Source organism: Halopseudomonas litoralis, assembly GCF_900105005.1.
GTDB lineage: Bacteria > Pseudomonadota > Gammaproteobacteria > Pseudomonadales > Pseudomonadaceae > Halopseudomonas > Halopseudomonas litoralis.
Genome location: NZ_LT629748.1, coordinates 260,296 through 286,411, shown reverse-complemented (window position 1 = coordinate 286,411; position 26,116 = coordinate 260,296). Strand labels below are relative to the sequence as shown.

Genomic DNA, 26,116 nt, shown 5'->3' with positions numbered 1-26,116 from the left:
ACGGGTTCTCTTGTGCTGGGTCCGGTTAACGGTTGTCCCAGGCTTCGCGGGTAAAAAATTTCATGGTGACCGCATGGATGCTGCCGTCGGCAATCGGTCCGTTGAGCAGCGCATAGACCTGCTGCTGACGCTTGACTGGCGACAGCGCCGCCAGCTCATCGCTGATCAGCAACAGCTGAAAGTTGCAGCCCTCGCCCTCTACTTCCACCTGTGTCTCGGGCAGATGCTGTTCGAGCAGTTTTTTGACTTCAATGGCCTGCATGGGGTATCTCCGTTGTGCTGATAGTCGCAGCAGAAAGTGTTTCCAGCCAGGCATCCAGACCGCAGACTGTCGCCATGCTCATCAGTCCAGCCGGCAGGCCGTCAGCCTGCAGCTGGACGTTGCTCGCCTGCGCCGTACGGGCAGCAGACAGAAGCAGCGACAGGCCTACGCTGTTGATCCGGGTAACGCCGGACAGATCGAGTATCACCTGTTTGCCGGCCGACGCTGTCAGATAGCGGTCGAGCTCGTCGCGCATCGGAAGCACGCTGGCAAAATCCAGCTCGCCTTCCAGGCGCAGCCGTTTGCCGTCAGGCACCCAACGCGCCTTCACTCGCCGGTCTCTTTTTCAACAACTTCACGGGATTCGGCAACCACACTACCCCAGTTGTCGATCACCGCATCCAGGTTATTGCGGTGGGTCTGCATGGCCTGGGCGAACTGATCGCGGAACAGCAGGCCGATATTGATGCCTTCGACAATCACGTTGCGCACCATCCACTGTCCGTCGATATTGGTCATGGTGTAGGTGACCGGATAGACGTTGCCGTTATTGGCGCGCACTTCCATATCCACGCTGGCGCGCTCATCGGACTGCTGGGAACCCTTGGCCGGCGGCAGCACGGTGATGTTGCCGCTGTCGAACTCGAGCAATGCATTGCCGTAGAACTCGACCATGCTGCGCTTGAAGGTATCGATGAAGCGATCCATCTGCTCGTCCGAGGCGCTGCGGCTGTAGCGGACGGTCATCACACTGCGGGCGATGCCGCGAAAGTCCACTACCGGGTCCAGCACTTCGTTCAGGCCGTCCAGAAACGCGTTGGAATCCTGCTTGTACAGTTCACGGTTGGCATTGAGCACTTCCATTACCCGCACGGAAGTATCCTCGACCACCTGGTGGGGCGTGGCTGCGGCGGCGTGAGCCAGCAGCGGCACGCTCAGCAGCAGAGCAAAAGCCCATGTCATGACGTTGCGCATACTATTCTCCTGTTAATCGTCTTTGCTGACGGTATTGAGCAAGAAGCGGCCGATCAGTTCCTCAAGCACCAGCGCCGACTGGGTATCGAGAATCTCATCACCCTCGCCCAGCACCAGCTCCTCACCGCCAACGGAAATACCCACATACTTTTCACCGAGCAGACCGGCCGTGACGATCGAAGCAGTGCTGTCGGTCGGCAGCGTGTCCACATCAGAGTTGATGGCCATTTCAACCAGGCCGGTATAACGATTCTTGTCAAAGGTGATGCTTTTCACCTGACCAATGGTCACACCGGCCATGGTCACTTTGGAACGCGCCGTCAAACCGGAGACGTTGTCGAAGTGGGCATATACGGTGTAGGTATCACCACTGGTACTCATGGTCAGGCCGCTGACGCGCAGGGCGAGTATCAGCAAGGCCAGCAATCCAGCCAGGATGAACAGGCCGACAGTCAATTCCAGTTTACGGGTGCGCATGGCAGTTTCCTTGGCAGATCAAAACATCAAAGCAGTGAGAATGAAATCCAGGCCGAGGATGGCCAGGGAGGCATAGACAACAGTACGGGTGGTGGCCCGGCTGATGCCTTCAGACGTCGGCTCGCAATCATAGCCCTGGAAAACCGCAATCCAGCTCACCACTACCGCGAACACCACGGCCTTGATCAAGCCGTTGAGCACATCGACTCCAAACAGTACCGAATTCTGCATGTTGGACCAGTACGAGCCGGAATAGACACCCAGCCAGTCGACTGCGACCATGGCGCCACCCCAGATACCGACCACACAGAAGATCAGCGACAGCAACGGCATGGAGATGAAGCCGGCCCACAAACGCGGGGCAATCACGTATTTGAGCGGGTCGACGCCGATCATTTCCAGACTGGAGAGCTGTTCAGTAGCCTTCATCAGGCCGATCTCGGCAGTCAGCGCAGAACCGGCGCGCCCGGCAAACAGCAGCCCGGTCACCACCGGACCCAGTTCGCGCAGCAATGTCAGTGCAACCATCTGGCCGACGGCCTGCTCGGAGCCGTAATCCTTGAGGATGTTGTAACCCTGCAATGCCAGCACCATGCCGATGAACAGGCCGGACACTATGATGATGGCCAGCGAGAGCACACCCACCGCATATAATTGCTTGAGCAACAAGGTAAAGCCGTTACCGTACCGGGAGCGCCCCGCCAGAGCCTGAAACAGAAAGATGCCGGAACGGCCAATGGCAGCAACCACATCCAGGCCGGAACGGCCGAGCAACGCTATCCGATCTGCGGGACTACTCACTTTCTGCGCTCCTTCTGCAACAGTTCATCCATATAGTCCGGGGCGGGAAAGTGAAACGGCACGGGGCCGTCCGGCTCGCCCTGCATGAACTGCCGGATGCGCGGATTATCAGAATGCATCAACTCATCCGGTGCGCCATGCCCGAGCACCTGACCATCGCCCACCACATAGAGGTAATCGGCAATGCTGGCGGTTTCGGCAAGGTCGTGGGATACCACGATGCTGGTCAGCCCGAGCGCATCATTGAGCAGTCGAATCAACCGCACCAGCACGCCCATGGAAATCGGATCCTGGCCGACGAAGGGTTCGTCATACATCATCAGCTCGGGGTCCAGCGCAATGGCACGCGCCAGCGCAACGCGGCGCTTCATGCCACCGGAAAGCTCATCGGGCATCAATGTATTGGCGCCACGCAGTCCAACCGCCTGCAGCTTCAGCAGGACGATATCGCGAACCATGTCTTCCGGCAGGCTGGTGTGTACGCGTAGCGGGAAAGCGACGTTCTCAAATACGTTGAGATCGGTGAACAAGGCACCACTCTGAAATAGCATGCCCATGTGCTGCCGCGCGGCGAACAGCTCTTCACGCCCCAGCTGGGGGATATTCTGACCATTGACCAGAATCGCGCCGCTGTCAGGACGCAATTGCGCGCCGATCAGACGCAGCAGCGTGGTTTTACCGCAGCCGGAAGGCCCCATGATGCCGGTTATCTTGCCGCGGGGAATCCGTATGTCTACATTATTGAAGATGGTCCGTTCCCCACGGGTGAACGTAACCTGCTGCAGATCGACGATGAAATCCGATGACTCGGGCATAGTTATAAGCGGCCTTACCTGTTAACCGGCGCAATGACGGAAAAATGAACGGAGTAATATACCAGTTCCACTGATGCAGCCCAAGCTGTGACGTTTTTCATTTATTCATAGAAACAGCACGGATGAGCTAACCGCCACAAAACGTTATACTCAGCGCTGACCGAAAATAGAAATCAGAGCCCATGCCAGAATTCGATTACACCGCATCAGCGCAGCGCACCATCAATATGGAACGAGACGCCGTCGACAGCCTGCTCACTCGGCTCGAAGGCCACTTCGACACTGCCTGCGCCACTCTCATCCAGTGCCCCGGACGTATCGTCGTTACCGGCATGGGTAAATCCGGGCATGTTGGCAGAAAGATCGCCGCCACCCTCGCCAGCACCGGTTCCCCGGCGTTCTTTGTGCACCCCGGCGAAGCCAGCCACGGCGACATGGGCATGATTACCGCCCAGGACGTGGTGATTGCCCTGTCCAACTCGGGCAACACGGCCGAAGTGGTCACCCTGCTGCCGCTGATAAAACGGCTCGGCATTCCGCTGATCAGCCTCACCGGCAATCCGGATTCCACCCTGGCCAAGGCCGCCGTCGCCAATCTGAACACCGGCGTCGAACAGGAAGCCTGCCCGCTGAATCTGGCGCCAACCTCCAGCACCACCACCGCGCTGGTGATGGGCGACGCCCTGGCTATTGCCCTGCTGGAAGCGCGTGGCTTCAGCGCCGAAGATTTTGCCTTTTCCCATCCGGGCGGCAGTCTCGGTCGTCGCCTGCTGCTGCTGGTGGATGACATCATGCACAGCGGCGCACGGATGCCGCTGGTATCACCGGAAACCCCCTTGCGTGATGCCCTGCTGGAAATGACCCGCAAAGGGCTCGGCCTCACCGGGATCACCGACAGTCAGGGGCAGCTGGCCGGCATCTTCACCGATGGCGACTTGCGTCGCACGCTGGATCAGGATGTCGACATTCGCAATGCCCGCATCGAACAGGTCATGACCCCGCGCTGCAAGACAGCGCGTCAGGGCATTCTCGCCGCCGAAGCATTGAAGATCATGGAAGACGGCAAGATCAGCGGTCTGTTCGTGGTGGATGAAAACGGCAAGCCGGTCGGCGCGCTGAACATGCATGACTTGCTGCGCGCGGGGGTGGTATGAGTATCGAACCGACCCTGCTTGAGCGGGCTCGCAATATCCGCCTGGCAATCTTTGATGTGGATGGCGTGCTGACTGATGGTCGCCTGTACTTCATGCCCGACGGTACCGAATTCAAATCCTTCAATACCCTGGATGGCCATGGCATCAAGTTGCTGATTGCCTCCGGCGTGCAGACGGCGATCATCAGCGGTCGTAAATCGCCGCTGGTTGAGCGCCGGGCAGCCAACCTTGGCATCCAGCATCTGATCCAGGGACGCGAGGATAAACTCACCGCCCTGTCCGAGCTGCGCCTACAGGTGCCGGTGGATATGCAGCAGATCGCCTTCCTCGGCGATGATCTGCCGGATCTGCCCGTCATGCGCCGCGTCGGTCTCGGCATGGCCGTGGCCACCGCCGACACCTTTGTCCGCGAACATGCCCATGGCGTAACGACCAATGCCGGCGGCGCTGGCGCAGCGCGGGAGTTCTGCGAACTGATCATGCGCGCCCAGGGTACGCTCGACAACGCCCAGGCAGAGTACCTGTGAAGCTTCCGCGCTACCTGTCCACCGGCGGTGTGGGGCTGCTCGCCGTGGCGCTGGCGCTCGCGGTCGGCTATTGGAATATTCGTCCAGCCAGCTTTACTCCCCAGATGGTGCAGGCCCCGTTGCAGCCTGACTTCTTCATGGATAACGCTAAAATTCGCCAGTTGAATGCGCAGGGTCAGCCTGTCTACGATCTCCACAGCGTGCGCGCGGCCCATCAGGTCGGCAAGGACGTCACTGAACTGGACGACCCCAAGCTGCTCTATTACCGCGAAGACGATCAGCAACCCTGGGACGTACAATCCCGCTACGGTGAAGTGAGCGCAGGTGGCGATCAGGTGGTTTTGAGTCAGAATGTAGTGATCGAGCAGCAGTTGGCCGGGCGATCGGCACGACGCCTGTCGACACCGGAACTGACCATCTTTCCCGACCGCCATCTTGCCGAGACGGACCGCAGCGTCAGAATCGAAGCGCTCAACGGCGTGACCACAGCTACCGGCATGGAAGCGAATTTCAACGATGGCAGCATCAAGCTGCTGTCCAATGTAAGAGGCGAACATGACGCTCTTTAGAACTCTATGCCTTGCCCTGCTGGCGAGTGCTGCCACGCCGGTTCTGGCACTGCCGGACGACGCCAATCAGCCGATCCGCATCCAGGCCAATGCCGCCACGCTGGATGACCGCCGTAATACTGCCGTATACACCGGCAATGTCATCATTACCCAGGGCAGCATGCGCCTGACCGGCAACCGTGTAACCCTGACCGCCGATGCCAACGGCGAAGTGAGCAAGCTTGTTTCCGTGGGTTCTCCCGCCACCTATAGGCAGACGCCCGAAGCAGATGGCAACCCGGTGGACTCGCGGGCCCAGACTATTGAATATCATGCAGCTGCCGACCGCGTGGTGCTGATCAAGGACGCTTTCCTCGAGCAGGCGGGCAATACCTTCCAGGGCCAGCGCATCAGTTACGACATCCAGCGTCAGGTAGTGGACGCCGGTAGGTCTGACGCACAGGACAGCGACTCTGCAGAACGCATCGAAATCATCATCCAGCCACGCAAACGCACTGAGCCGGCCACCAATGACGAAACTTGAAGCCCGCCACCTGGCCAAGGCCTATAAATCACGCCGGGTCGTGGAGGACGTATCGCTGTCGATCAACAGCGGTGAGATCGTCGGCTTGCTGGGTCCCAACGGCGCGGGCAAGACCACCTGTTTCTACATGATCGTCGGGCTGGTCAAGGCTGACCAGGGCAACATCCTGATCAACGACCAGGATGTCACCCGCCTGCCCATGCATGGCCGGGCGCGCCAGGGTCTCGGTTATCTGCCCCAGGAAGCCTCGATCTTCCGCAAACTCAGCGTAGCCGACAACATCATGGCGATCCTGGAGACACGCAAGGAACTGAACCGCAAGGGTCGCGAAGGCAAACTCGACTCGCTGCTGCGTGAGTTTCATATTCATCACCTGCGCGACAGCCTCGGTATGAGCCTGTCCGGCGGCGAACGCCGGCGTGCAGAGATTGCCCGTGCATTGGCCACCGATCCGCAGTTCATTCTGCTGGATGAACCCTTCGCCGGGGTCGACCCGATCTCGGTGAATGACATCAAGCAGATCATCCAGCACCTCAAGGATAAAGGCATCGGCGTGCTGATAACCGACCATAACGTACGCGAGACGCTGGATATCTGTGACAAGGCGTACATCGTCAATGACGGGCACATCATTGCCGAAGGCGGCGCCGAGGAAGTCCTTGCCAACCAATTGGTGCGGGACGTATATCTGGGCCACGCCTTCCGTTTGTAAAAGCCCGACGGATTCAGGCATGCTAGGGCGAATAGCCATGATTTTGTTTTAACCATCAATGGCTTGAAACAGGCACAAGGTAAACCGCAACACTATGAAACCAACGCTCGTCCTCAAGATGGGGCAGCAGCTGACCATGACTCCGCAGCTGCAGCAGGCCATCCGACTGCTTCAGTTGTCCAGTCTTGATCTCCAGCAGGAGGTGCAGGAAGCATTGGAAGCCAACCCCATGCTGGAGATGGCCGACGACAGCGATGATGATTTCAGTTCCAGCTCTGCTGACACTGCCGGCAATGACGATGATGCGCCCGCCACTGCTCTGCCCGAACCTGTCGCCCTTGATGCAATAGACCAGCACAGCCACAGTGAAGAAGAAGGCAACTGGAACGAGCAGATCCCCAACGATCTGCCGGTCGACACCCAATGGGAAGACATCTACCAGACCTCCGCCAGCTCCCTGCCCAGCCAGGATGACGATGACTGGGATTACACATCACGCACCGGTACCGGCGAAACCCTGCAGAGCCATCTCGAATGGCAGCTCAATCTGCTGCCGCTGTCGGACACCGACCACCAGATAGCCATTGCGCTGATCGACGGGATCAGCGCCGATGGCTATCTGGAAGAATCCCTGGACGACATCCTTGCCTCGCTCGATCCGTCTCTCGAGGTTGAGCTTGATGAGATCGAGATGGTGCTGCATCGGATTCAGCAATTCGAACCGACCGGCGTCGGCGCACGCAACCTGAGCGAATGCCTGCATCTGCAACTGCAACAATTGCCCGATTCCACGCCCATGCTGGAGCAGGCCAAACGCATAGTTCGCGACCACCTCGAACTGCTCGGCAGCCGTGACTTCACCCAACTGATGCGTCGTTCGCGACTGAAGGAAGATCAGCTGCGCGAGGTTGTGGCGCTGATCCAGACGCTGAACCCCCGCCCGGGCGGCGAGATCGCCTCTGGCGAGGCGGAATATGTGATACCTGACGTCATCGTGCGGCGCGACCAGAATCGCTGGATCGTCGAGCTGAATCAGGAAGCCGCACCCAAGGTGCGGGTCAACAGTCAGTACGCGTCCATGGTCAAACGGGCGGACAGCAGCAGCGACAATACCTACCTGCGTAATCACCTGCAGGAGGCGCGCTGGTTCATCAAGAGTCTGCAGAGCCGCAACGAGACACTGATGAAGGTTGCCAGCCAGATTGTCGAGCACCAGCGCGGCTTTCTGGAGCATGGCGAAGAAGCCATGAAGCCACTGGTGCTGAATGTCATCGCCGAGGCCGTGGGCATGCATGAGTCGACCATCTCCCGGGTGACCACGCAGAAGTACATGCATACCCCGCGCGGCATCTTCGAGCTCAAATATTTCTTCTCCAGCCATGTCAGTACCGCCGAAGGCGGTGAATTCTCTTCCACCGCTATCCGCGCACTGATCAGAAAGCTGGTGGCGGCGGAAAATCCGAAGAAACCATTGAGTGACAGCAAGATCGCTGGTCTACTGGAAGAACAAGGCATCCATGTGGCACGCCGGACCATCGCCAAGTATCGCGAGTCGCTTAATATCGCGCCATCCAGCGAACGGAAACGACTGGTTTAGGCCTGCACACAGGCAGATTCGACTAGAGTCAAGGAATACGAAAACGAGAAGTGGCACCATTGGGGTAACCAGAAACGGGACCCCGGTTCATAAAGCCAATCAGGAGAAGTATTATGCAAATGAACATCACTGGTCTTCAACTGGATATCACCGATGCTCTGCGTGATTACGTAACCGAAAAGCTGGCCCGCCTCGAAAGGCATTTTGACAAGATCATCAGCGTGCAGATCACTCTGGAGGTGGACAAGCTCCAGCAGAAGGCCGAAGGTACCCTGCACATTGCCGGCAACGATCTGGTTGCCGAAGCGGAACATACCGACATGTATGCCGCCATTGACCTGCTGGCCGACCGCCTGGATCGCCAGCTGATCAAACACAAGGAAAAACATATTGGCCGCCAACAGGGCGTCAATGCCCGGTAGGACTTGAAAGCGAACCATGCAAATAGAACACATACTCACCCCCCAGCTCACCTTCGCTGGTGTGCCGGGGGGCTCAAAAAAACGTGTGCTGGAACTGATCGGCAAGATGATCGCCCAGCACACCGCTCTGGATTCTGATGCCATTTACGAAAGTCTGATCGCCCGGGAAAAACTCGGCTCGACCGGCTTCGGTAATGGTATTGCCATCCCCCATTGCCGTCTGGAGCAATGTACGGAAGCCATTGGCGCGCTGTTGCAGCTCAACAGCAAGATCGACTTCGACTCCCTGGATGGCGAACCCGTTGACCTGATTTTCGTACTGCTGGTGCCGCATGAGGCTACCGAGCAGCATTTGCAGATACTCAAGATGCTGGCCGAAAAACTTGACCAGGAGCACCTGCGCGAGGCCTTGCGACAGGCCCCGGATGCAGAAAGCCTGTATCGGGTCATGGCTGGCCACGGCGGAGACTGAAATCAATGCGTTTGGTTGTAGTCAGCGGACGTTCCGGATCCGGCAAAAGTACCGCTCTGCATCTTCTGGAAGACAGTGGCTTCTACTGCATCGACAACTTGCCGGCAGGCCTGCTGCCGGAGTTGGCCCGGCAGGCCAACAATACCGATCTGAGCCTGCCTAAAGTCGCCATCAGTATCGATGCGCGCAATCTGCCCAGCGACCTTCAGCGTTTCCCTGAACTGCTCAAACAGGTACGTGATGCGGGTATCCATTGCGACGTGCTGTTTCTCGCAGCCACTGACGAGGTGCTGATCAAGCGCTTCTCGGAAACCCGCCGCAAGCATCCGCTGACCGATGGCAACCTGTCCCTCGGCGAGGCAATTGCTGCGGAACTGAAGCTGCTCGAACCCATCATCGACCTGGCCAGTCTGAAGATCGACACCAGTCATCTGACACTGTACCAACTGCGCGACCTGCTCAAGCAACGCCTGCTGAGCACGCAGAACAACAGCCCCTCGATCCTGATTCAATCCTTCGGCTTCAAACGTGGCGTGCCGGTGGACGCCGATCTGGTATTCGACGTACGCTGCCTGCCCAACCCCTACTGGAAGCCCGACCTGCGGCCGTTTTCTGGCAAGGATCAGCAGATCCGCGACTATCTGGACGCCGAACCCGATGTACAGGACATGTATCAGGACATCCACCACTTCCTGCAGAAATGGCTGCCGCGTTACGCCGCCGGCGAGCGCAGCTACATGAGCATAGGCATTGGTTGTACCGGCGGACATCACCGCTCAGTCTACATCGCCGAGCGTCTGGTCAGGGAGCTCAGCGCCGAATCGCCCAACCTGCTCATCCGCCACCGGGACCTGCCATGACCCGGCTGTGCAAACGGGTAGAGATCGTCAACAAGCTGGGCCTGCATGCCCGGGCTGCAGCCAAGTTCGTCGGCGTGGCCAAACAGCACGACTGCAGCATATTGATCGGCGGTAACGAACAGCAGATGGTCGACGGCAAGAGCATCATGCAGGTCATGATGCTGGCCGCCAGCAAAGGCACTGAAGTGTGCATTACCTGCGAAGGCGATCGAGCCGAGCAGGCAATGGACGAATTGCTCGAACTGATCAACGACTACTTCGGCGAGGGGGAGTAACCCCCCCGCTCCCACATACAAAGCCTATCAGGCGCCGCCGACCGTCATCCCGTCAACCAACCAGCTGCCCGTCAGATAGTTACCGCGTCGCTCGATGTCGGAGCCGACACAGCGCAGATTGCTGAACATGTCTTTCAGGTTGCCGGCGATGGTGACTTCCCGGACCGGGTGACTGATCACACCATTCTCCACCCAGAAACCACCCGCGCCCCGGGAATAGTCCCCGGTCACGCCGTTGACGCCCTGCCCCATCAATTCGGTAACCAGCAGACCGGTGCCCATCTCCCTCAGCAGCGCCGACAGGTCACCGGCGTTGGAACTGATATGCAGATTATGCACGCCGCCCGCATTGGCCGTACTGGGCAGATTCAACCGACGGCCGGAATAGGTGCCCAGCACCCAACTTTGCAGTACGCCCTGCTGAATGAAGCTTTGCGCGCGGGTGGCCAGGCCATCTCCGTCGAAAGCCGTGCTGCCCAGCGCCTGAAGCAGATGCGGCCGCTCATCGATGGTGACCCACTCGGGGAATATCGAACTGCCCATGGCATCCAGCAGGAAAGTGGACTGGCGGTATACAGCACCGCCGGAAATCGACCCGATCAACTGGCCGAGCAGCCCGGCAGCCTGATCGGCAGCAAACAATACCGGCACCTTGGCAGTCTTCACCGGTTTGGCGCCCATCCGTGCCAGGGTGCGCTCAGCGGCCTTGCGGCCCAAAGCCTCCGCCCCCATCAGGCGCTCGGCCTTGCGGTCCACCGTGTACCAGTAATCACGCTGCATACCGTCTTCGGTATTGGCGATCAATACCGCCGATGCACTGTGGCGCGTACCCAGCGAGCTGCCGATGAAACCATGGCTGTTGCCATACACCCGGCAACCCTGCTGGCTGCTGATATTGGCGCTGTCGCTGCTCAAACGTGAATCCACCGCCAGCGCCGCCGCCTCACACTCCAGCGCCCGCTCGATGGCGGCATCGGCATCCAGTGCCCAGGGGTGATACAGATCCAGATCAGGCAGGTCATGCGCCATCAATGCGGCGTCAGCAAGACCGGAATAGCTATCCGCAGAGGTATTGCGCGCTATTACCAACGCCGCTTCGACTGCCGAGCGGATCGCCTCGTCGGAGGTATCCGATGTACTGGCCGAGCCCTTGCGCTGATCCAGGTACAAGGTGATACCGAATCCCTGATCCCGGTTCAGCTCCACGGTTTCCACTTCACCACGGCGCACGCCAACCGACAGCCCGGTATTCTGACTGACCGCCACCTCGCAGGCTGAAGCGCCCTGACGGCGGGCCTCGTCGAGAATGAATGCCACGCGCTGCTCAAGTTGCTGGCACAGGGCGCTGGGGTCGTCATCGTGCTGGACAGGAAGCTGGTCGGTCATATGATCTCCTTGTAAGGCGGCCATTGTACCCCGGACAGCCGGCCTGTGAACGGGTATCATGGCGCATTGAACAGAACCGGCGAACGGGCAGCAACCATGACAGATTTCCCAGAAGAACACGACAACGACCAGCAGGAAGACGAGGTAAGCAAGAGTCAGGTCAAACGCGAGATGCGCGCGTACCAGGAACTGGGTCGTCGGCTGACCGAGCTCAAGCCTCATCAGCTGGACAAGCTGGATCTCACCGATGAGTTGCGCAAGGCACTGGAAGAGGCGCACCGCCATACCGCGCGCGGCGCACTCAAGCGCCATCTGAGCTTCGTTGGCAAGCTGATGCAAGTTCAGGATGTGGAAACCATTCAGGCCTACGTTGACCGGCTCGACAGCAGCAGCCAGGCCCATGCAGAGTTCTTTCATCAGATGGAACGCTGGCGCGACCGCCTGCTCACCGGCAAGCCGGAGGAGCAGCAAGCCTTCATGGAAGCCTACCCCGACGCCGAGCGCCAGACCATTCGTCAGTTGGTTCGTCAGGCCATGAAGGAAGCCGCGGAAGACAAACCGCCAGCCGCTTCGCGCAAACTGTTCAAGCTGATCCGCGAAGTCGTCGAGAACGCGGCGTAACCCAACGGCGGGGCGAATGGCGATCTGCGACTGATGTGCTAGGTTCAATAAGACCACCTAGCCACAGGACATGCCGTGAATATCGCCACGCCCTTGCCTCGTCTGGAGAACCTGCTCCCGCCTGACCTCGATAACGAGCATAAGCAGCTGCTCGAGGGGCTCTTGCAACCCCAGGCCTGCATCAACCCGAAATACTTCTATGACGACACCGGATGCGAGCTATTCACCCGTATCTGCGAGCTCGAAGAGTACTACCCGACCCGTACCGAAGCGGCCATTTTCGAACACAGCGCGGATGACATCAGCGCGGCGCTGGTCAACCACGCACAATGGATAGATCTGGGCTGTGGTGATTGCAGCAAGTCGCGACGCTGGCTGCAGCATGTCACACCGGCAAGACTGATCGGTGTCGACATCGCCGGCGACTTTCTCCAAACCTGTCTGGCTGACATCGCCCACGAGCATCCCGAACTGGAATGCATTGGCGTGGTCAGCGATTTCACCCAGCGTCTCGATCTGGGCAAACTGCTCGCCGAAGACCAATCCAGCCCACCGATGTTTTTTTACCCCGGCTCCTCCATCGGCAACTTCGCCCGTGCTGACGCGCTCAGCCTGCTGCGCTGTATCCGCCGGCACTGCGGTGATAGTGGCCAACTGCTGATCGGCATAGACCTGGTGAAACCCCCGCCTATTCTGGAAGCAGCCTATGACGATGCCGAGGGGGTTACCGCTGAGTTCAATCTGAACGTACTTCAGGTCGCCAACCGGCTGTTGCATGCGGACTTCGAACCGGCCAATTTCGCCCACCAGGCGGTGTACGATCCGGTCCAGCGTCGAATCGAGATGCGCTTGGTGGCCCAGCAATCACACAACGTGCAACTTCAAGATGTAGAGCGGCACTTCGACGCAGGGGAATATATTCTCACCGAGTACTCCCACAAATACACCACCGACGACTTCAGCGCTCTGCTCGCCGAGGCCGGCTTCCATTGCCAGCATCTGTGGACCGACCCGCAGGAATGGTTCGGCGTATTTCTGGCGGAGCCTTGAGATGACGATGCAAGCCCCCTATACCGAGGCCGCAGTATTGGGCTCACGCTATCGCAAGGTACGTGATTACAGTGTCGAGCTGATTGACGGGTTAAGTGCGGAAGACTGCCAGCTGCAATCCATGGCCGAGGCCAGTCCGCTCAAGTGGCACCTGGCGCATACCAGCTGGTTTTTCGAAACCTTCATTCTCGGGGAACTGGCCCATGCACCGACACCCTTCGATCCCGCCTTCAAGATACTGTTCAATTCCTACTATATTGGCGTAGGCGACCGCCATGACCGGCCTGAACGCGGCATGCTGTCACGGCCATCACTGGATCAGGTGTTGGCCTATCGCAGACATGTCGATGAGCACATGCAACTGGCCCTCGCCACCGCAGACTTTCCAGCCGAGCTGGCCACACTTGTCGAGCTGGGCCTCAACCATGAACAACAACACCAGGAACTGATGCTCACCGACCTGAAGCACCACTTCTCCCGCAACCCGCTGTTCCCTGCGTGGCGGGAGACAGGTACCGATCAACGCCCATCCCCAGGCCCAGCTGCCACTCCACTGGTATTTGAAGGTGGCTTGGTCGAGGTGGGACATGACGCCAACGGGTTCTGTTACGACAATGAGTTACCACGTCACCGCGTCTGGCTCGAGCCCTTTGCCCTGGCCAGCCGCAATGTGAGCAACGGCGAATATCTGGCCTTCATTCGTGACGGCGGTTATCAGCGACCGGAGCTGTGGCTATCAGATGGCTGGGATCAGGTTTGCAGCGAACAATGGCAGGCCCCGCTGTACTGGCAGCATGATGACAGCGGCTGGCATGTATTCACCCTGCACGGTCTCCAACCCGTGAACGATGAGGCTACCCTGACCCATATCAGCTTCTACGAAGCCGATGCCTATGCCCGCTGGGCCGGCGCGCGATTGCCTACCGAGATGGAGTGGGAGCACGCCACAACGCAGAATCAGCCGCTGCAAGGCCTGTTCGATGAAGTATGGCAATGGTGCAACAGCGCCTACCTTCCCTACCCCGGCTTCCAGCCTGCTGCTGGTGCAGTCGGCGAGTACAACGGCAAGTTCATGATCAACCAGATGGTACTGCGTGGCGGCTCGCTGGCTACGCCCACCGGTCACAGCCGGGCCTCATATCGAAACTTCTTTCCAGCGTGGGCGCGGTGGCAGTTCAGTGGGGTTCGGTTGGCTTGGGATGGCTAATTTATTAGTGACCGGACGCTGGTGGGTTGGTGCTAAGTCGTTGGGCACTGCCCGGACACGCCGTAAATACATCCATGTAGGCTCGCGGTTGCCATCCATGGCAACCGACGGTCCGGTCCGCGCCCAACGACTCAGCCCTTATCACCACCGAAGCTGCTGGTAGTTAAAACCATACAACAGACGAGACGATTGGATTTCATCGGGTTTTAGACCAGCAGCCACTTCGCAATCAAACTAGCGCCGAGCCGAGTAGCCCCAGTCAGACCGTTTGATGACAGGGATGTTATCAACGAGCCTACAGGGATGTATTTACGGCGTGTCTGGCTAGGGCTACTCGGCTCGGCGCGCAACCACAGATATCGCAAACATCAACCACGCGAACACAAAAAAAGCCGCCCCTGTCACCAGGAGCGGCTTTTGTAGATCATTCAACGCCAGCTATCAGTAGCCCAGCGAGAAGTTCTCTTCGTCCATGTCCATCAGGTTCGCCGAACCGGACAGCATGGCCTCTGCGTGGGCGCGGGTGCGCGGCAGGATGCGCTGGTAGTAGAAACGCGCAGTCTGCAGCTTGGCCTTGTAGAAGGCTTCGTCGCTGGTGCCCTCTGCCAGTTTCTCGGCAGCAACACGCGCCATGTCAGCCCAGAAGTAGGCCAGGCAGACGTAACCTGAGTACATCAGGTAATCCACCGACGCAGCACCGACCATCTCGCGGTCCTTCATGGCAGCCATACCGACCTTCATGGTCAGATCAGCCCATTCCTTGTTCAACGTAGCCAGCGGACCAACGAACTCCTGAACGGCTTCGTTGCCTTCCTGACCCTTGATGAACTTGTGCACGATCTTGGTGAAGTTCTGCAGGGTAGCGCCCTGAGTCATCAGCACCTTGCGGCCCAGCAGGTCCAGCGCCTGGATACCGGTGGTGCCTTCGTACAGCATGGAAATACGCGCGTCACGTACGTTCTGCTCCATGCCCCACTCGGAGATGAAACCGTGACCACCATAGATCTGTACACCGTGGTTGGCCGCTTCGAAACCGACCTCGGTCATGAACGCCTTGGCGATCGGCGTCAGGAATGCCAGCAGCGAGTCAGCCAGTTTCTTCTGTTCTTCGTCCTGGCTGCGCTTGATGATGTCGACCTGCTTGGCAGTGAAGTACACCATGGCGCGGTTACCTTCAGCGAAGGCCTTCATCGTCAGCAGCATGCGACGTACATCAGGATGCACGATGATCGGGTCAGCGGGCTTTTCCGGCGCCTTCGGGCCAGTCAATGCACGCATCTGCAGGCGGTCACGGGCATACTGGATGCCACCCTGGAAACCTACTTCAGCGTGAGCCAGACCCTGCAGAGCGGTACCCAGACGTGCAGTGTTCATGAAGGTGAACATGCAATTCAGGCCCTTGTTCGGCGGCCCGATCAGGAAACCGGTAGCGTTGTCGAAGTTCATCACACAGGTAGCGTTACCGTGGATGCCCATCTTGTGCTCCAGCGAGCCACAGGTCACTGCGTTGCTCTCGCCGTTCTCGCCTTCGGCGTTCGGCAGAACCTTGGGTACGATGAACAGGGAAATACCCTTGGTGCCAGCCGGTGCATCGGGCAGGCGGGCCAGTACGATGTGGACAATGTTCTCGGCCATATCGTGTTCACCGGAAGAAATGAATATCTTGGTACCGGAGATCTTGTAGCTGCCATCACCAGCCGGCTCGGCCTTGGTGCGCAGCATGCCCAGATCAGTACCGCAATGGGATTCGGTCAGGCACATGGTGCCAGTCCACTGACCGGAAACCAGCTTGGTCAGGTAGACCTGCTTCTGCTCGTCGGTGCCGTGGGCTTCGATGGTGTTCATCGCGCCATGGGACAGACCCGGGTACATACCCCAGGACCAGTTGGCCTGACCAACCATTTCGCTGACTGCCAGACCCAGGGAGTCGGGCAGGCCCTGACCGCCATATTCGGGGTCCAGAGACAGGCTCGGCCAGCCGCCTTCGACGAACTGCTCATAGGCTTCCTTGAAGCCGGTCGGCGTTTTCACACCATCGGCAGACCAGGTACAACCTTCAGTGTCACCAACGCGGTTCAACGGTGCGATGACCTGCTCACAGAATTTGGCACCCTCTTGAAGGATGGCATCGACCATATCGGGGGTGGCGTCTTCGCATCCCGGCAGGCTGCTGTAATGCTCTTCATAACCCAGTACTTCGTCGCGAACAAAACGGATGTCACGCAGGGGAGCCTTGTATTCTGGCATGGTACTGACCTCAACGATTATTTCAGGATTCGGGACGGCGACGAGCCGGACGGCCCATTCAAACGCGTGTTTGAAACTTACGTTTCAGCCACACCAATGTCAAGCCCCACTGGATGAAAAGCAGCGAGAACAGGCTTGGTCAGTCTGCAGACTAACAGCAAGATCGAGAGGCAGGAGTGATGGGATGGAACGCTGAGCGTCCCGGCAGGCATTCCCACGCTGGAGCGTGGGAACGATCTGGTGTCGTGTGGTGTAGGTAGCAACTGGCGTGGCTGACGGGTGCGGCTTACCCCCTGAACGATGGTTCCCACGCTCCGCGTGGGAACCGCGCAGTGGACGCTCCGGCGTCCGAACTGGCAGCCTGCAGGGCCGTTGCTCAGGCTCTCGTGTCGATCAGAGTGCCCAGCACTTCGTCGGCGGTGTCGATGACAGCGGCGCCTGTTTCGACCTCACGCTGGGCCTGTTGCAGTTCGACCAGGCTGTCCACCAGATTCACCGGGCGATTGCTGTCCACTCTCGTGCTGGCTGCGGGCTGGCCGGTTGCTGGCTGCAGGGGAATGGCGCTCGTTGCTGCAGCGTTCGCCGGCGCGCCGGCGCGAGCGATTTCCGCCGCGGCAGTGTTGGCGCGATATTGACCCTGACGCATGGCATCAAAGCCGGAAGAGAGCAGATCAAGCGAAGGCATGGCTCGGTCTCATATAGTGGCAATATGCCAATTCAAGCATATAAAACCTCAGGATGACATGCCGCCGGTCGGAGCAATGAGCGTCTCCAGCGCCAGATGCTCGGCAACCGCAGCCGCGCTGAGCTGCTCCAGCCGTGGCACTACTCCCAGACAGGGTGCATGCAGCAACGTTTTCAGCGTTTGCAGATTATGCTGTTGGCGATCCATCTGCGGATCAACCTGATTGGCCACCCAGCCAGCCAGCTTCAGACCATCAGCCGCAATGGCCTCGGCAGTCAGCAACGCATGATTGATACAGCCCAGGCGCAGACCCACCACCATGATCACCGGCGCATCCAGCTCGATAGCCAGATCAGCCAGCGTCTCCTGATCATTCAACGGCACGCGCCAGCCACCGGCTCCTTCCACCAGGGTCAGATCCGCACCACGTTCGAATACCTTGAAGCAGCTGGAGGCCAGCTTGGCAGCCGTCAGTTCCAATCCGGCTTCTCGGGCAGCGATGTGTGGAGCAATCGGCGGTGCCAGCGCTACCGGATTGAGCACCTCGTAGCTCAGCGGCGGGGAGCATTCCGCCTGCAGGGTCAGGGCATCGTCATTGCGCAACCCGTCAGGAGTGGATTCACAGCCGGCGGCCACTGGCTTCACTGCCGCGGTCGTCAGTCCGCAACTTCGCGCTGCGTGCAGCAAACCTGCGGCAATGGTGGTCTTTCCGATCTCGGTATCGGTGCCGGTGATGAAGTAACGCTGAGGCATGAAGGGCTCCGTCTCAGATGGGTTTGAACATCAGTATCTGTGCCACTTGCCAACTGGCAGGTAGCCCCCGGGTTGTGCGGAAACGTTCGTAAGCTTCAGTCAGCAGGCGCAGTCGCGCCCTGCCGGTGAGGCCACCCGGCCGGCCGGGATTGATGTTATGCGCGCCGAGCGCCTTGAGTTCGTGGGTCAATTCCCCGAGACGCTGGTAATGCAGGGTGTGTTCTTCCACCTCGCAGCGCCAGTCGGCAAAACCCGCCGCAGCCAGTATGCTTTCCAGCTCAGCGGGCACCATGAAACGATTGACGTGAACAAAATCATCGACTGCCCGCCAGGCCGTGCGCAGCTCGTGCAGACTGCCTTCCAGCAAGGTATTGAAAGCCAGGCAGCCGCCGGGACGCAGCACCCGATACGCCTCGCGCAGCACCAACAACAGATCTGGACACCACTGCAGCGCCAGGCTGGAAAAGATCAGATCCTGCGAGTTCGAGCGCAGCGGCAAGGCTTCGGCATCGGCCGCCACCCACTGGGTTACTTCCGGACTGATCTGACGAGCATGCCGCAGCATGCCTTCAGCCAGATCCAGACCCATGACCCGCTGCCCGAACCGCTCATGCAGCGCGCGGCTGAAATAACCGGTGCCGCATCCCAGATCGATCAACTCGGTGGGCGCGAAATCCACTGGCAAGCGCGCCAGCAGATTGCTGCCAACGGTGCGCTGAAGAGCGGCGGCTTGATCGTAGGTCGCCGCCGCGCGACTGAATGAATCGGCAATTAGCCGTTTGTCAGGCAATTGCTCAGGCATGCCCGGACTCCAGCCATCCGGCGATTTCCTCGGCCAGCCAGAGTGGTTGCTCCAGCGGCAAGGCATGGCCAGCCTGAGGATGCACCGCCACGCTGGATGTTTCATGCAGCGCCGCGATGGCTGGTGCAGCGCCTTCAGGCACCAGCGCATCCAGCGCCCCAAGGCAATGCAGCATGGGCTGGGTCGGACGACTCAATGCCACGCGGTTATCGAGCATGCCCAGTACGGCCAGGGAGTGCAGACGCTGATCGGCATCCAATGCATCCCAGGACAGGTTCTTGGCCAGTTGTCTGGCATGTGGACTGCCCTGGGTGACCAGCAGAGCGAAGCGCTTGAGGGTTTTCTCCGGCGTATCGCGATAATCGTTATAGAACGCCTTGAATATGTCCGTTGGCATGGCGTCAGCCCAGCTTTTGCGTTCAACAAAGCAGGCATTGGCGGCCAGGGTAACGATCTGGGGGAAGTGCTCGGGGAATCGCCGATGCAGCTGCACCGCAAGCATGCCACCCAGGGACCAGCCAATCAGCACGCCCGGCTTGATCTGTTGAGCAAGACTACTCAGGTCGGTTTCCAGACTCGATAGCTGAATCGCTGGCAGTGGCAGAATATCCACAGTGACGTTCGAGATACGCTCGAGCAACGCCTCGCGCAGCGGCTGCATGTTGTCCGGCGCCAGCGCCCAGCCTGGTAATAGAGTGATGTGTTTCATGCGCTTATCTCCGGCAAGCTGGATAGAGCCTGCTGCAGAGCACCCAGCAGGCGGTCAATATCCTCCCCACTATGCGCAGCAGACAGGGTAACGCGCAATCGAGCCGTGCCCTGAGGTACCGTCGGCGGGCGAATGGCAGTCACCAGAATGCCGCGCTCACGCAACGCAGCGGACAGCTGCATGGCGCGTTCACTGTTACCAATCAGCAGCGGCTGGATCGGCGTGGCGCTGTCCATCAACTGCAAACCAAGTGCACTGGCGCCCTCACGGAAGCGCGCAATCAGCCGCGCCAGGTGTTCCCGGCGCCAGCCTTCCTCGCGCAGTAATTGCAGGCTTTTCAGCGTCGCCCACGCCACCGCCGGCGGTTGGCTGGTGGTGTAGATATAGGGCCGGGCAAACTGGATCAGAGTTTCGATCAGCTCTTCACTGCCTGCAATAAAGGCGCCGGCCGTACCAAAGGCCTTGCCCAGCGTACCCACCAGTACTGGCACGTCATCGACGCTCAATCCGTAATGCTCGACAACCCCTCCGCCCTGCTCGCCCAGACAACCAAAGCCATGGGCATCATCAACCATGACCCAGGCGCCTCGGGCACGGGCCTGGGCGCAAATAGCCGGCAGCTCGGCAAGATCGCCATCCATGCTGAACACGCCGTCGGTGACCACCAGGGTATTGCCGACGGCCTTGGCCAACCGTTTGTTCAGGCTGTCTGCATCGTTGTGCAGATAGCGGGAAAAGCGCGCGCCACTGAGTAACCCGGCGTCCAGCAGCGAGGCGTGGTTGAGCCGGTCCTGCAGAACGGTATCGCCCTGCCCGACCAGTGCAGTAATGGCTCCTATATTGGCCATGTAACCGCTGGACATCAGCAGCGCCCGCGGCCGACCGGTCAATTCTGCCAGCGCGTCTTCCAACTGGTGGTGCGCCTCGCTGTGACCAATCACCAGATGCGAGGCACCGCCGCCAACACCCCAGCGGCGCACGCCCTCGACCATGGCCTCAGCCACTTCGGGATGATTGGCCAGGCCCAGATAGTCATTGCTGCAGAACGCCAGCAACTGCTGTCCGTCGACCGTCACCTGTACATCCTGCGGCGAGGTCAGCCGCGGGCGCTGGCGGTAGAGGTGGGCAGCGCGGCGCTCGGCCAGGCGGCTGGATAGGTCAAAAGACATAGGTCCACGCGGCTGCCAGCAGCAAGCTCAGATACCGAGCTTGCCGTGCAGACTCAAGAATTTCAGGATACCGGCACTCGCCGGTGCAATTATTCGGACAGCTTGATCACGCGGCGATGCTCAGACCACCGCCGCATTGGTAAACATGGCGCTGTCGCGCTGTTCGATTAGCGCCTGCTCGATCGCCGCCTGATGCACTTCATCATCATGCTCCTGGCGCTCCTCGGGCTTGATACCCAAGCGGTCAAACAGGCGCATGTCTTTCTCTGCCTGCGGGTTGCTGGTGGTCAGCAGACGGTCACCGTAGAAGATCGAATTGGCTCCGGCGAAGAACGCCAGCGCCTGGGTCTGTTCGCTCATCTGCTCGCGGCCGGCAGACAGACGCACGTGTGATTTCGGCATCATGATGCGTGCTACGGCGAGCATGCGGATGAAATCGAAGGGATCGATGTCCTCGGCATCTTCCAGTGGCGTACCAACGACCTTGACCAACATGTTGATCGGCACGCTTTCGGGGTGCTCTGGCAGGTTCGCCAATTGGATCAACAGACCAGCGCGGTCTTCCAGCGATTCACCCATACCAAGAATCCCGCCCGAGCAGATCTTCATGCCCGCATCACGCACATAGGACAGCGTCTGCAAGCGGTCACTATAGGTACGGGTGGTGATGATATTGCCGTAGAACTCCGGCGAGGTATCCAGGTTATGGTTGTAATAATCCAACCCCGCATCGGCCAGTGCGGCGGTCTGCTCTTTGGTCAGTTTGCCCAATGTCATGCAGGTTTCGAGACCCAGTTCACGGACACCGCGCACCATCTGCAGCACATAAGGCATATCCTTCTCGGAAGGATGCTTCCATGCTGCACCCATGCAGAAACGGGTGGCGCCAATGGCCTTGGCCGCTGCCGCCTCATCCAGCACTTTCTGTACTTCCAGCAGCTTTTCCTTGTCCAGGCCGGTGTTGTAGTGGCCAGACTGCGGGCAGTATTTGCAATCTTCAGGACAGGCACCGGTCTTGATCGACAGCAAGGTCGAGACCTGAACGCGGTTGGCATCAAAGTGCTGGCGATGCACCGTTTGCGCCTGGAACAGCAGATCGTTGAAGGGTTGGCGGAACAGGGCCAGCACTTCTGCCGGAGTCCAGTCGTGACGGGTAGCAGACGCAGTCATCGGGGCATATCCTTGGAGTCGGTATGGATTTCATTATGCAACGCATGATAATGACGGCATGGAGACTGTCAACCACTTATGATCAACAAGGTTTACAACTGGCTATCTTTTAATCAATTCAACCGCTGTCTTTTATGTCTGGGGTCAGCAACGGGCATTCCGGAGTGCCTGTGCCATGGATGTCTCGGCGACTTGCCCTGGCTGGGTCCGGCCTGCCGTCAATGCGCTCTGCCAATGCCCTCCCCGGATCAGCTGTGTGGTCAGTGCCAGCATAATCAGCCCGCCTTCGTTCAAGTAGTGACGCCGTTCCGCTATAGCTTTCCGCTGGACAGTCTCATCCCCTCCTTCAAATACCATCAGCAACTGACCTATGGTCGATTACTCGCGCGCCTGCTGCACCAGGCCGTTGCCCAGCATTACCAGGAGCGGCAGCAAGCACTCCCCGATCTGCTGATCCCCATGCCGCTGCACCGCGTTCGCCAGGCACAACGCGGATACAACCAGGCGCTGGAACTCGCCCGCCCGATTGCCCGCCTGCTGAAGCTGCCAGTGGATCGTCACAGTCTGGTGCGGCAACGGCCGACAGCGCCCCAACAAGGTCTGGACGCCCAGGCCCGCCGGCGGAACTTGCAGAATGCCTTTGTTTGTCGTCATCCGGAACGCATCGCTGGGAAACACATCGCCATGATCGATGATGTCGTGACCACCGGCACCACGGTCAACGAAGCCAGCCGCATCCTGCTGGACGCCGGCGCGGCCAGCGTCAGCATTTGGTGCGTCGCACGCACACCTTAGTCGTAGCGGCATTCGCCAAGTTGTCCGTGCGGCTGGCTGGTATGTGGTGATTCCCTGTAAGCTGCAATCAATTGAGTAGCGATCCGATTGATACGGATTGCTTGTAACTTGCGGCTTGCGGCTCGCCGCTCATCAGGAGTTGTTGATGAGTCACCCTTTCGCCCTGCTGACCCCCGATACCGTGCTGGACGCGGTGGAGTCGCTCGGTTTTCTCAGCGATGCCCGTACGCTAACGCTGAACAGTTACGAAAACCGCGTATTCCAGATCGGTATCGAAGACGGCCAGCCACTGATTGCCAAGTTCTACCGCCCGGAGCGCTGGAGTGATGCGGCGATTCTGGAAGAGCATCAGTTTTCCCTGGAGCTGGCCGAACGAGATATCCCGGTGATACCGCCTATGCAGATCGACGGCCAGACGCTGTTCGAGTTTGCCGGCTTTCGTTTCAGTCTGTTCAAGCGTTTCGGCGGTCGCGCCCCGGAGCTGGACAATCCCGATCATCTGCTGATGCTCGGCCGTCTGCTCGGGCGATTGCATACAGTCGGCGCCATGAGCCCCTTTGAACATCGCCCGGAATTGACCGTGCAATCCTTCGGCCACGAGAGCATTGCCTGGTTACGCGAGCATGACAGCGTGCCGGCGAGCCTGCGTCCAGCCTACTTTTCCGTGGCCGATGACCTGCTGGCGCGCATCGATGAGATCTACCGCACATACCCATACCAGACCATCCGCCTGCACGGCGACCTGCACGTCGGCAACCTGCTGTGGCGCGATGAAAGCCTGTATATGGTCGACATGGATGATTGCCGCCAGGGCCCGGCGATTCAGGATCTGTGGATGATGTTGTCCGGCGAGCGCGATCAGCGTCAGGCGCAACTGGCCGAGCTGGTTGACGGCTACAACGAATTTCACGACTTCGACCCGCGCCAGCTGCCGTTGATCGAGTCCCTGCGCAGCATCCGGCTGATCCATTACAGCGCCTGGCTGGCCCGCCGCTGGGATGACCCTGCCTTTCCCATGCATTTTCCCTGGTTTGCCAGCGAGCGCTATTGGGCCGATCAGATTCTCACCTTGCGCGAACAGCGCGCTGCACTGGATGAACCAACGCTGCGGCTGTTCTGAAGCTCTTCTGATCCTGCTTCATCAATACCATCAATGGCTGTTCCCCGACGACCAATGTGCCGCATACACTGCGGCACACTATTCTTCGCAGCCTCTGCAAATCAACGGATGACAGAGGTGACCTCACAGGGGTGCAACCATGACCGATACCTTGCTCGACTCACGCAACCTGGCGTTCGAACTCTATGAAGTATTGAACGCCGAGGAACTGACCCAACGCGAGCGTTTCGCTGATCACAACCGCGAGACCTTCGATGCCGCGCTGGCTACCGCGCGGCAGATAGCGGAAAAGTTCTTCGCCCCGCATAACCGCAAGAGCGACGAGAATGAGCCGGAGTATGTGGATGGCTCCGCGGTGCTGATTCCCGAGGTCAAGCCTGCCGTCGATGCCTTTATCGAAGCCGGGTTCCAGAATGCCGGACGCAGTTTCGAGGAAGGCGGCATGCAGCTGCCGAACCTGCTGTCGCGCGCGTGCTTTGCCCACTTCCAGTCGGCCAACATCGCCACCTCGTCCTATCCGATGCTGACCATGGGCGCCAGCAACCTGATCGGCAAGTTCGGTACCGAAGACCAGAAACAGCGCTTCTTCCAGCCGATGATCGAAGGCCGCTTCTTCGGCACCATGGCGCTGACCGAGCCGCACGCGGGTTCTTCCCTGTCCGACCTGCGCACCCGCGCCGAGCCGGCTGGTGACGGCACCTATCGTATCAAGGGCAACAAGATCTTCATTTCCGGGGGCGATCATCCGTTGTCGGAAAACATCGTGCACATGGTGCTGGCCAAGCTGCCCGACGCCCCGCCCGGTGTGAAAGGCATTTCCCTGTTCATCGTGCCCAAGTTCCTGGTCAACGACGACGGCAGCCTGGGTGAGCGCAACGATGTGGTCCTGGCTGGCCTGTTCCACAAGATGGGCTGGCGCGGCACCACCTCCACCGCGCTGAACTTCGGCGACAATGGCAACTGCGTGGGTTATCTGGTCGGCGAGCCGCACAAGGGCCTGGCCTACATGTTCCAGATGATGAACGAGGCGCGTATCGGTGTTGGCATGGGCGCCATCATGCTCGGCTACGCCGGTTACCTGTATTCGCTGGAGTATGCGCGTGAGCGTCCGCAGGGTCGCCTCCCCGATGGCAAGGATCCGACCAGCCCGCAGGTGGCAATCATTGAACATACCGACGTGCGCCGCATGCTGTTGACGCAGAAGGCCTATGTTGAAGGCGCTTTCGATCTGGGCTTGTTCTGTGCCCGCCTGGTGGATGACGGCAAGACCGGCACCACCGAGGAACAGCGTCAGCTGGCCAACGAGCTGCTGGACCTGCTGACCCCGATCGTCAAATCCTGGCCGTCGGAGTTCTGCCTCAAGGCCAACGAGTTGGCGATCCAGATTCTCGGCGGCCACGGCTACACCCGCGAATACCCGGTGGAGCAGTACTACCGCGACAACCGCCTGAACCCGATCCACGAAGGCACCCACGGCATCCAGTCACTGGATCTGCTGGCTCGCAAACTGACCCAGAACAAGGGTGCCGGCCTGCGCCAGCTGACCGGTCTGATTCAGGACAGCATTCAGCGTGCCGCCGAACATGCGTCGCTGGAAGAACTGCGTGCACCGCTGGAACAACTGCTGCAGCGCCTGCAGACCACTACACAGGCACTGCTGACTGATCTGGGCAGCGGCAAGGTCAACGAAACCCTGGCCAACTCGGCGCTGTACATGAAGGTGTTTGGTCATGCAGTGATTGGTTGGCGCTGGCTGGAACAGGCGATTCGGGCCGAGGAAGGACTGGCCAGAGGCAATGCGGCCGATGAGAGCTTCTACCGTGGCAAACTGCAGGCTGCGCGGTACTTCCTGACCTGGGAAGTGCCGGCCTGCCACCATGAACTGGATCTGCTCGACGCACGTGACCAGACGTGTATGGAGATGCAGGATAGTTGGTTTTAAGGCATTCCTCTGCTCCCCC

The 26,116-nt window shown here is 59.5% G+C and carries 30 protein-coding genes; 16 read left to right on the top strand and 14 right to left on the bottom strand.

Annotated features, from left to right (window positions below):
• Positions 1 to 25: 25 nt before the first annotated feature.
• The 6 genes from BLU11_RS01470 to BLU11_RS01445 are packed head-to-tail and all read right to left on the bottom strand — an operon-like array spanning position 26 to position 3,330.
• Positions 26 to 262 carry a BolA family protein gene (locus tag BLU11_RS01470; RefSeq protein ID WP_090271713.1) on the bottom strand — a complete coding sequence of 79 codons (237 nt, stop codon included), beginning with the start codon at positions 260 to 262 and terminating at the stop codon, positions 26 to 28.
• A complete protein-coding gene (locus BLU11_RS01465; RefSeq protein WP_090271712.1) occupies positions 249 to 593 on the bottom strand; it encodes an STAS domain-containing protein in 345 nt (114 codons plus the stop codon). Before BLU11_RS01465 ends, BLU11_RS01470 begins: the two co-directional genes overlap by 14 nt.
• Positions 590 to 1,237 (bottom strand): MlaC/ttg2D family ABC transporter substrate-binding protein, encoded by a 648-nt coding sequence (locus BLU11_RS01460; protein WP_090271711.1) that lies wholly within the window; start codon positions 1,235 to 1,237, stop codon positions 590 to 592. Before BLU11_RS01460 ends, BLU11_RS01465 begins: the two co-directional genes overlap by 4 nt.
• A 12-nt stretch (positions 1,238 to 1,249) precedes the next feature.
• A complete protein-coding gene (mlaD, locus tag BLU11_RS01455) occupies positions 1,250 to 1,714 on the bottom strand; it encodes an outer membrane lipid asymmetry maintenance protein MlaD (protein WP_090271710.1) in 465 nt (154 codons plus the stop codon).
• Between the two features lie 18 nt (positions 1,715 to 1,732).
• On the bottom strand, positions 1,733 to 2,515 hold the full coding sequence (gene mlaE / locus BLU11_RS01450; RefSeq protein WP_090271709.1) for a lipid asymmetry maintenance ABC transporter permease subunit MlaE: 783 nt from the start codon (positions 2,513 to 2,515) through the stop codon (positions 1,733 to 1,735).
• Positions 2,512 to 3,330, bottom strand: coding sequence for an ATP-binding cassette domain-containing protein (locus BLU11_RS01445; RefSeq protein ID WP_090271708.1), 819 nt, complete (start codon positions 3,328 to 3,330; stop codon positions 2,512 to 2,514). The genes mlaE and BLU11_RS01445 overlap by 4 nt, the downstream gene beginning before the upstream one ends.
• A gap of 182 nt (positions 3,331 to 3,512) precedes the next feature.
• Between BLU11_RS01445 and BLU11_RS01440 the strand changes: the two genes are divergently transcribed.
• The 10 genes from BLU11_RS01440 to BLU11_RS01395 all read left to right on the top strand — a co-directional run bounded on the left by BLU11_RS01440 (position 3,513) and on the right by BLU11_RS01395 (position 10,441).
• Complete coding sequence (locus tag BLU11_RS01440; RefSeq protein ID WP_090271707.1) at positions 3,513 to 4,484, top strand: KpsF/GutQ family sugar-phosphate isomerase; 972 nt, start codon at positions 3,513 to 3,515, stop codon at positions 4,482 to 4,484.
• A complete protein-coding gene (locus BLU11_RS01435; RefSeq protein ID WP_172828654.1) occupies positions 4,481 to 5,011 on the top strand; it encodes a KdsC family phosphatase in 531 nt (176 codons plus the stop codon). Before BLU11_RS01440 ends, BLU11_RS01435 begins: the two co-directional genes overlap by 4 nt.
• Positions 5,008 to 5,580 (top strand): LPS export ABC transporter periplasmic protein LptC, encoded by a 573-nt coding sequence (gene lptC / locus BLU11_RS01430; protein WP_157718497.1) that lies wholly within the window; start codon positions 5,008 to 5,010, stop codon positions 5,578 to 5,580. The genes BLU11_RS01435 and lptC overlap by 4 nt, the downstream gene beginning before the upstream one ends.
• Positions 5,567 to 6,103, top strand: coding sequence for a lipopolysaccharide transport periplasmic protein LptA (lptA, locus tag BLU11_RS01425; RefSeq protein WP_090271705.1), 537 nt, complete (start codon positions 5,567 to 5,569; stop codon positions 6,101 to 6,103). The genes lptC and lptA overlap by 14 nt, the downstream gene beginning before the upstream one ends.
• The gene (gene lptB / locus BLU11_RS01420) at positions 6,090 to 6,815 is read left to right on the top strand and encodes an LPS export ABC transporter ATP-binding protein (RefSeq protein ID WP_090271704.1); all 726 of its coding nucleotides are present in this window, start codon (positions 6,090 to 6,092) and stop codon (positions 6,813 to 6,815) included. The genes lptA and lptB overlap by 14 nt, the downstream gene beginning before the upstream one ends.
• A gap of 94 nt (positions 6,816 to 6,909) precedes the next feature.
• A complete protein-coding gene (locus tag BLU11_RS01415; RefSeq protein WP_090271703.1) occupies positions 6,910 to 8,412 on the top strand; it encodes an RNA polymerase factor sigma-54 in 1,503 nt (500 codons plus the stop codon).
• Between the two features lie 113 nt (positions 8,413 to 8,525).
• Complete coding sequence (gene hpf / locus BLU11_RS01410; protein WP_090271702.1) at positions 8,526 to 8,834, top strand: ribosome hibernation-promoting factor, HPF/YfiA family; 309 nt, start codon at positions 8,526 to 8,528, stop codon at positions 8,832 to 8,834.
• Positions 8,835 to 8,850: 16 nt separating this feature from the next.
• Entirely contained in the window at positions 8,851 to 9,306 is a 456-nt protein-coding gene (ptsN, locus tag BLU11_RS01405) for a PTS IIA-like nitrogen regulatory protein PtsN (protein ID WP_090271701.1), read from the top strand.
• Positions 9,307 to 9,311: 5 nt separating this feature from the next.
• Positions 9,312 to 10,166 (top strand): RNase adapter RapZ, encoded by an 855-nt coding sequence (gene rapZ, locus BLU11_RS01400; protein WP_090271700.1) that lies wholly within the window; start codon positions 9,312 to 9,314, stop codon positions 10,164 to 10,166.
• Positions 10,163 to 10,441, top strand: coding sequence for an HPr family phosphocarrier protein (locus BLU11_RS01395; RefSeq protein WP_090271699.1), 279 nt, complete (start codon positions 10,163 to 10,165; stop codon positions 10,439 to 10,441). The genes rapZ and BLU11_RS01395 overlap by 4 nt, the downstream gene beginning before the upstream one ends.
• A 27-nt stretch (positions 10,442 to 10,468) precedes the next feature.
• On the opposite strand, the gene pmbA is transcribed toward BLU11_RS01395, so the two are convergent.
• Entirely contained in the window at positions 10,469 to 11,827 is a 1,359-nt protein-coding gene (gene pmbA, locus BLU11_RS01390; protein ID WP_090271698.1) for a metalloprotease PmbA, read from the bottom strand.
• Positions 11,828 to 11,923: 96 nt separating this feature from the next.
• Between pmbA and yjgA the strand changes: the two genes are divergently transcribed.
• The 3 genes from yjgA to egtB all read left to right on the top strand — a co-directional run bounded on the left by yjgA (position 11,924) and on the right by egtB (position 14,705).
• Entirely contained in the window at positions 11,924 to 12,448 is a 525-nt protein-coding gene (gene yjgA, locus BLU11_RS01385; RefSeq protein WP_090271697.1) for a ribosome biogenesis factor YjgA, read from the top strand.
• A gap of 75 nt (positions 12,449 to 12,523) precedes the next feature.
• Positions 12,524 to 13,498, top strand: coding sequence for an L-histidine N(alpha)-methyltransferase (gene egtD / locus BLU11_RS01380; protein ID WP_090271696.1), 975 nt, complete (start codon positions 12,524 to 12,526; stop codon positions 13,496 to 13,498).
• A gap of 1 nt (position 13,499) precedes the next feature.
• The gene (gene egtB / locus BLU11_RS01375; protein ID WP_090271695.1) at positions 13,500 to 14,705 is read left to right on the top strand and encodes an ergothioneine biosynthesis protein EgtB; all 1,206 of its coding nucleotides are present in this window, start codon (positions 13,500 to 13,502) and stop codon (positions 14,703 to 14,705) included.
• A gap of 441 nt (positions 14,706 to 15,146) precedes the next feature.
• Here egtB and BLU11_RS01370 read toward each other — a convergent pair whose 3' ends face one another.
• From BLU11_RS01370 to bioB, 7 genes are all read right to left on the bottom strand, one after another.
• Positions 15,147 to 16,952, bottom strand: coding sequence for a phenylacyl-CoA dehydrogenase (locus BLU11_RS01370; RefSeq protein WP_090271694.1), 1,806 nt, complete (start codon positions 16,950 to 16,952; stop codon positions 15,147 to 15,149).
• 376 nt (positions 16,953 to 17,328) lie between these two features.
• On the bottom strand, positions 17,329 to 17,637 hold the full coding sequence (locus BLU11_RS01365; protein ID WP_090271693.1) for a flagellar basal body rod C-terminal domain-containing protein: 309 nt from the start codon (positions 17,635 to 17,637) through the stop codon (positions 17,329 to 17,331).
• A 48-nt stretch (positions 17,638 to 17,685) separates the two neighbouring features.
• Entirely contained in the window at positions 17,686 to 18,390 is a 705-nt protein-coding gene (gene bioD, locus BLU11_RS01360; RefSeq protein ID WP_090271692.1) for a dethiobiotin synthase, read from the bottom strand.
• A gap of 13 nt (positions 18,391 to 18,403) precedes the next feature.
• Positions 18,404 to 19,192, bottom strand: coding sequence for a malonyl-ACP O-methyltransferase BioC (gene bioC / locus BLU11_RS01355; RefSeq protein ID WP_231702247.1), 789 nt, complete (start codon positions 19,190 to 19,192; stop codon positions 18,404 to 18,406).
• Complete coding sequence (locus BLU11_RS01350; RefSeq protein WP_090271690.1) at positions 19,185 to 19,901, bottom strand: alpha/beta fold hydrolase; 717 nt, start codon at positions 19,899 to 19,901, stop codon at positions 19,185 to 19,187. The genes bioC and BLU11_RS01350 overlap by 8 nt, the downstream gene beginning before the upstream one ends.
• Complete coding sequence (gene bioF / locus BLU11_RS01345; protein WP_090271689.1) at positions 19,898 to 21,070, bottom strand: 8-amino-7-oxononanoate synthase; 1,173 nt, start codon at positions 21,068 to 21,070, stop codon at positions 19,898 to 19,900. The genes BLU11_RS01350 and bioF overlap by 4 nt, the downstream gene beginning before the upstream one ends.
• A gap of 120 nt (positions 21,071 to 21,190) precedes the next feature.
• Positions 21,191 to 22,240 carry a biotin synthase BioB gene (gene bioB / locus BLU11_RS01340; RefSeq protein ID WP_090271688.1) on the bottom strand — a complete coding sequence of 350 codons (1,050 nt, stop codon included), beginning with the start codon at positions 22,238 to 22,240 and terminating at the stop codon, positions 21,191 to 21,193.
• A 234-nt stretch (positions 22,241 to 22,474) separates the two neighbouring features.
• Here bioB and BLU11_RS01335 point away from each other — a divergent pair, with 234 nt between their 5' ends.
• The 3 genes from BLU11_RS01335 (at position 22,475) to BLU11_RS01325 (ending at position 26,097) form a co-directional block, all read left to right on the top strand.
• Positions 22,475 to 23,035 carry a ComF family protein gene (locus tag BLU11_RS01335; RefSeq protein WP_231702246.1) on the top strand — a complete coding sequence of 187 codons (561 nt, stop codon included), beginning with the start codon at positions 22,475 to 22,477 and terminating at the stop codon, positions 23,033 to 23,035.
• A 145-nt stretch (positions 23,036 to 23,180) separates the two neighbouring features.
• Positions 23,181 to 24,155: a serine/threonine protein kinase gene (locus BLU11_RS01330; protein ID WP_090271686.1), complete on the top strand. Its 975-nt coding sequence runs from the start codon at positions 23,181 to 23,183 to the stop codon at positions 24,153 to 24,155.
• Positions 24,156 to 24,294: 139 nt separating this feature from the next.
• On the top strand, positions 24,295 to 26,097 hold the full coding sequence (locus BLU11_RS01325) for an acyl-CoA dehydrogenase (RefSeq protein WP_090271685.1): 1,803 nt from the start codon (positions 24,295 to 24,297) through the stop codon (positions 26,095 to 26,097).
• Positions 26,098 to 26,116: the final 19 nt, after the last annotated feature.

Bases quoted from the DNA above. Each gene is read 5' to 3' on its own strand.
- bioB (WP_090271688.1), bottom strand. From the start codon at position 22,240: ATGACTGCGTCTGCTACCCGTCACGACTGGACTCCGGCAGAAGTGCTG.
- BLU11_RS01435 (WP_172828654.1), top strand. From the start codon at position 4,481: ATGAGTATCGAACCGACCCTGCTTGAGCGGGCTCGCAATATCCGCCTG.
- BLU11_RS01415 (WP_090271703.1), top strand. From the start codon at position 6,910: ATGAAACCAACGCTCGTCCTCAAGATGGGGCAGCAGCTGACCATGACT.
- BLU11_RS01365 (WP_090271693.1), bottom strand. From the start codon at position 17,637: ATGCCTTCGCTTGATCTGCTCTCTTCCGGCTTTGATGCCATGCGTCAG.
- rapZ (WP_090271700.1), top strand. From the start codon at position 9,312: ATGCGTTTGGTTGTAGTCAGCGGACGTTCCGGATCCGGCAAAAGTACC.
- lptA (WP_090271705.1), top strand. From the start codon at position 5,567: ATGACGCTCTTTAGAACTCTATGCCTTGCCCTGCTGGCGAGTGCTGCC.
- BLU11_RS01460 (WP_090271711.1), bottom strand. From the start codon at position 1,237: ATGCGCAACGTCATGACATGGGCTTTTGCTCTGCTGCTGAGCGTGCCG.
- BLU11_RS01395 (WP_090271699.1), top strand. From the start codon at position 10,163: ATGACCCGGCTGTGCAAACGGGTAGAGATCGTCAACAAGCTGGGCCTG.
- pmbA (WP_090271698.1), bottom strand. From the start codon at position 11,827: ATGACCGACCAGCTTCCTGTCCAGCACGATGACGACCCCAGCGCCCTG.
- lptB (WP_090271704.1), top strand. From the start codon at position 6,090: ATGACGAAACTTGAAGCCCGCCACCTGGCCAAGGCCTATAAATCACGC.
- BLU11_RS01445 (WP_090271708.1), bottom strand. From the start codon at position 3,330: ATGCCCGAGTCATCGGATTTCATCGTCGATCTGCAGCAGGTTACGTTC.
- egtB (WP_090271695.1), top strand. From the start codon at position 13,500: ATGACGATGCAAGCCCCCTATACCGAGGCCGCAGTATTGGGCTCACGC.
- bioF (WP_090271689.1), bottom strand. From the start codon at position 21,070: ATGTCTTTTGACCTATCCAGCCGCCTGGCCGAGCGCCGCGCTGCCCAC.
- BLU11_RS01335 (WP_231702246.1), top strand. From the start codon at position 22,475: ATGCCCTCCCCGGATCAGCTGTGTGGTCAGTGCCAGCATAATCAGCCC.
- BLU11_RS01440 (WP_090271707.1), top strand. From the start codon at position 3,513: ATGCCAGAATTCGATTACACCGCATCAGCGCAGCGCACCATCAATATG.
- BLU11_RS01330 (WP_090271686.1), top strand. From the start codon at position 23,181: ATGAGTCACCCTTTCGCCCTGCTGACCCCCGATACCGTGCTGGACGCG.
- yjgA (WP_090271697.1), top strand. From the start codon at position 11,924: ATGACAGATTTCCCAGAAGAACACGACAACGACCAGCAGGAAGACGAG.
- bioD (WP_090271692.1), bottom strand. From the start codon at position 18,390: ATGCCTCAGCGTTACTTCATCACCGGCACCGATACCGAGATCGGAAAG.
- BLU11_RS01370 (WP_090271694.1), bottom strand. From the start codon at position 16,952: ATGCCAGAATACAAGGCTCCCCTGCGTGACATCCGTTTTGTTCGCGAC.
- mlaD (WP_090271710.1), bottom strand. From the start codon at position 1,714: ATGCGCACCCGTAAACTGGAATTGACTGTCGGCCTGTTCATCCTGGCT.
- ptsN (WP_090271701.1), top strand. From the start codon at position 8,851: ATGCAAATAGAACACATACTCACCCCCCAGCTCACCTTCGCTGGTGTG.
- BLU11_RS01350 (WP_090271690.1), bottom strand. From the start codon at position 19,901: ATGAAACACATCACTCTATTACCAGGCTGGGCGCTGGCGCCGGACAAC.
- BLU11_RS01325 (WP_090271685.1), top strand. From the start codon at position 24,295: ATGACCGATACCTTGCTCGACTCACGCAACCTGGCGTTCGAACTCTAT.
- BLU11_RS01470 (WP_090271713.1), bottom strand. From the start codon at position 262: ATGCAGGCCATTGAAGTCAAAAAACTGCTCGAACAGCATCTGCCCGAG.
- bioC (WP_231702247.1), bottom strand. From the start codon at position 19,192: ATGCCTGAGCAATTGCCTGACAAACGGCTAATTGCCGATTCATTCAGT.
- hpf (WP_090271702.1), top strand. From the start codon at position 8,526: ATGCAAATGAACATCACTGGTCTTCAACTGGATATCACCGATGCTCTG.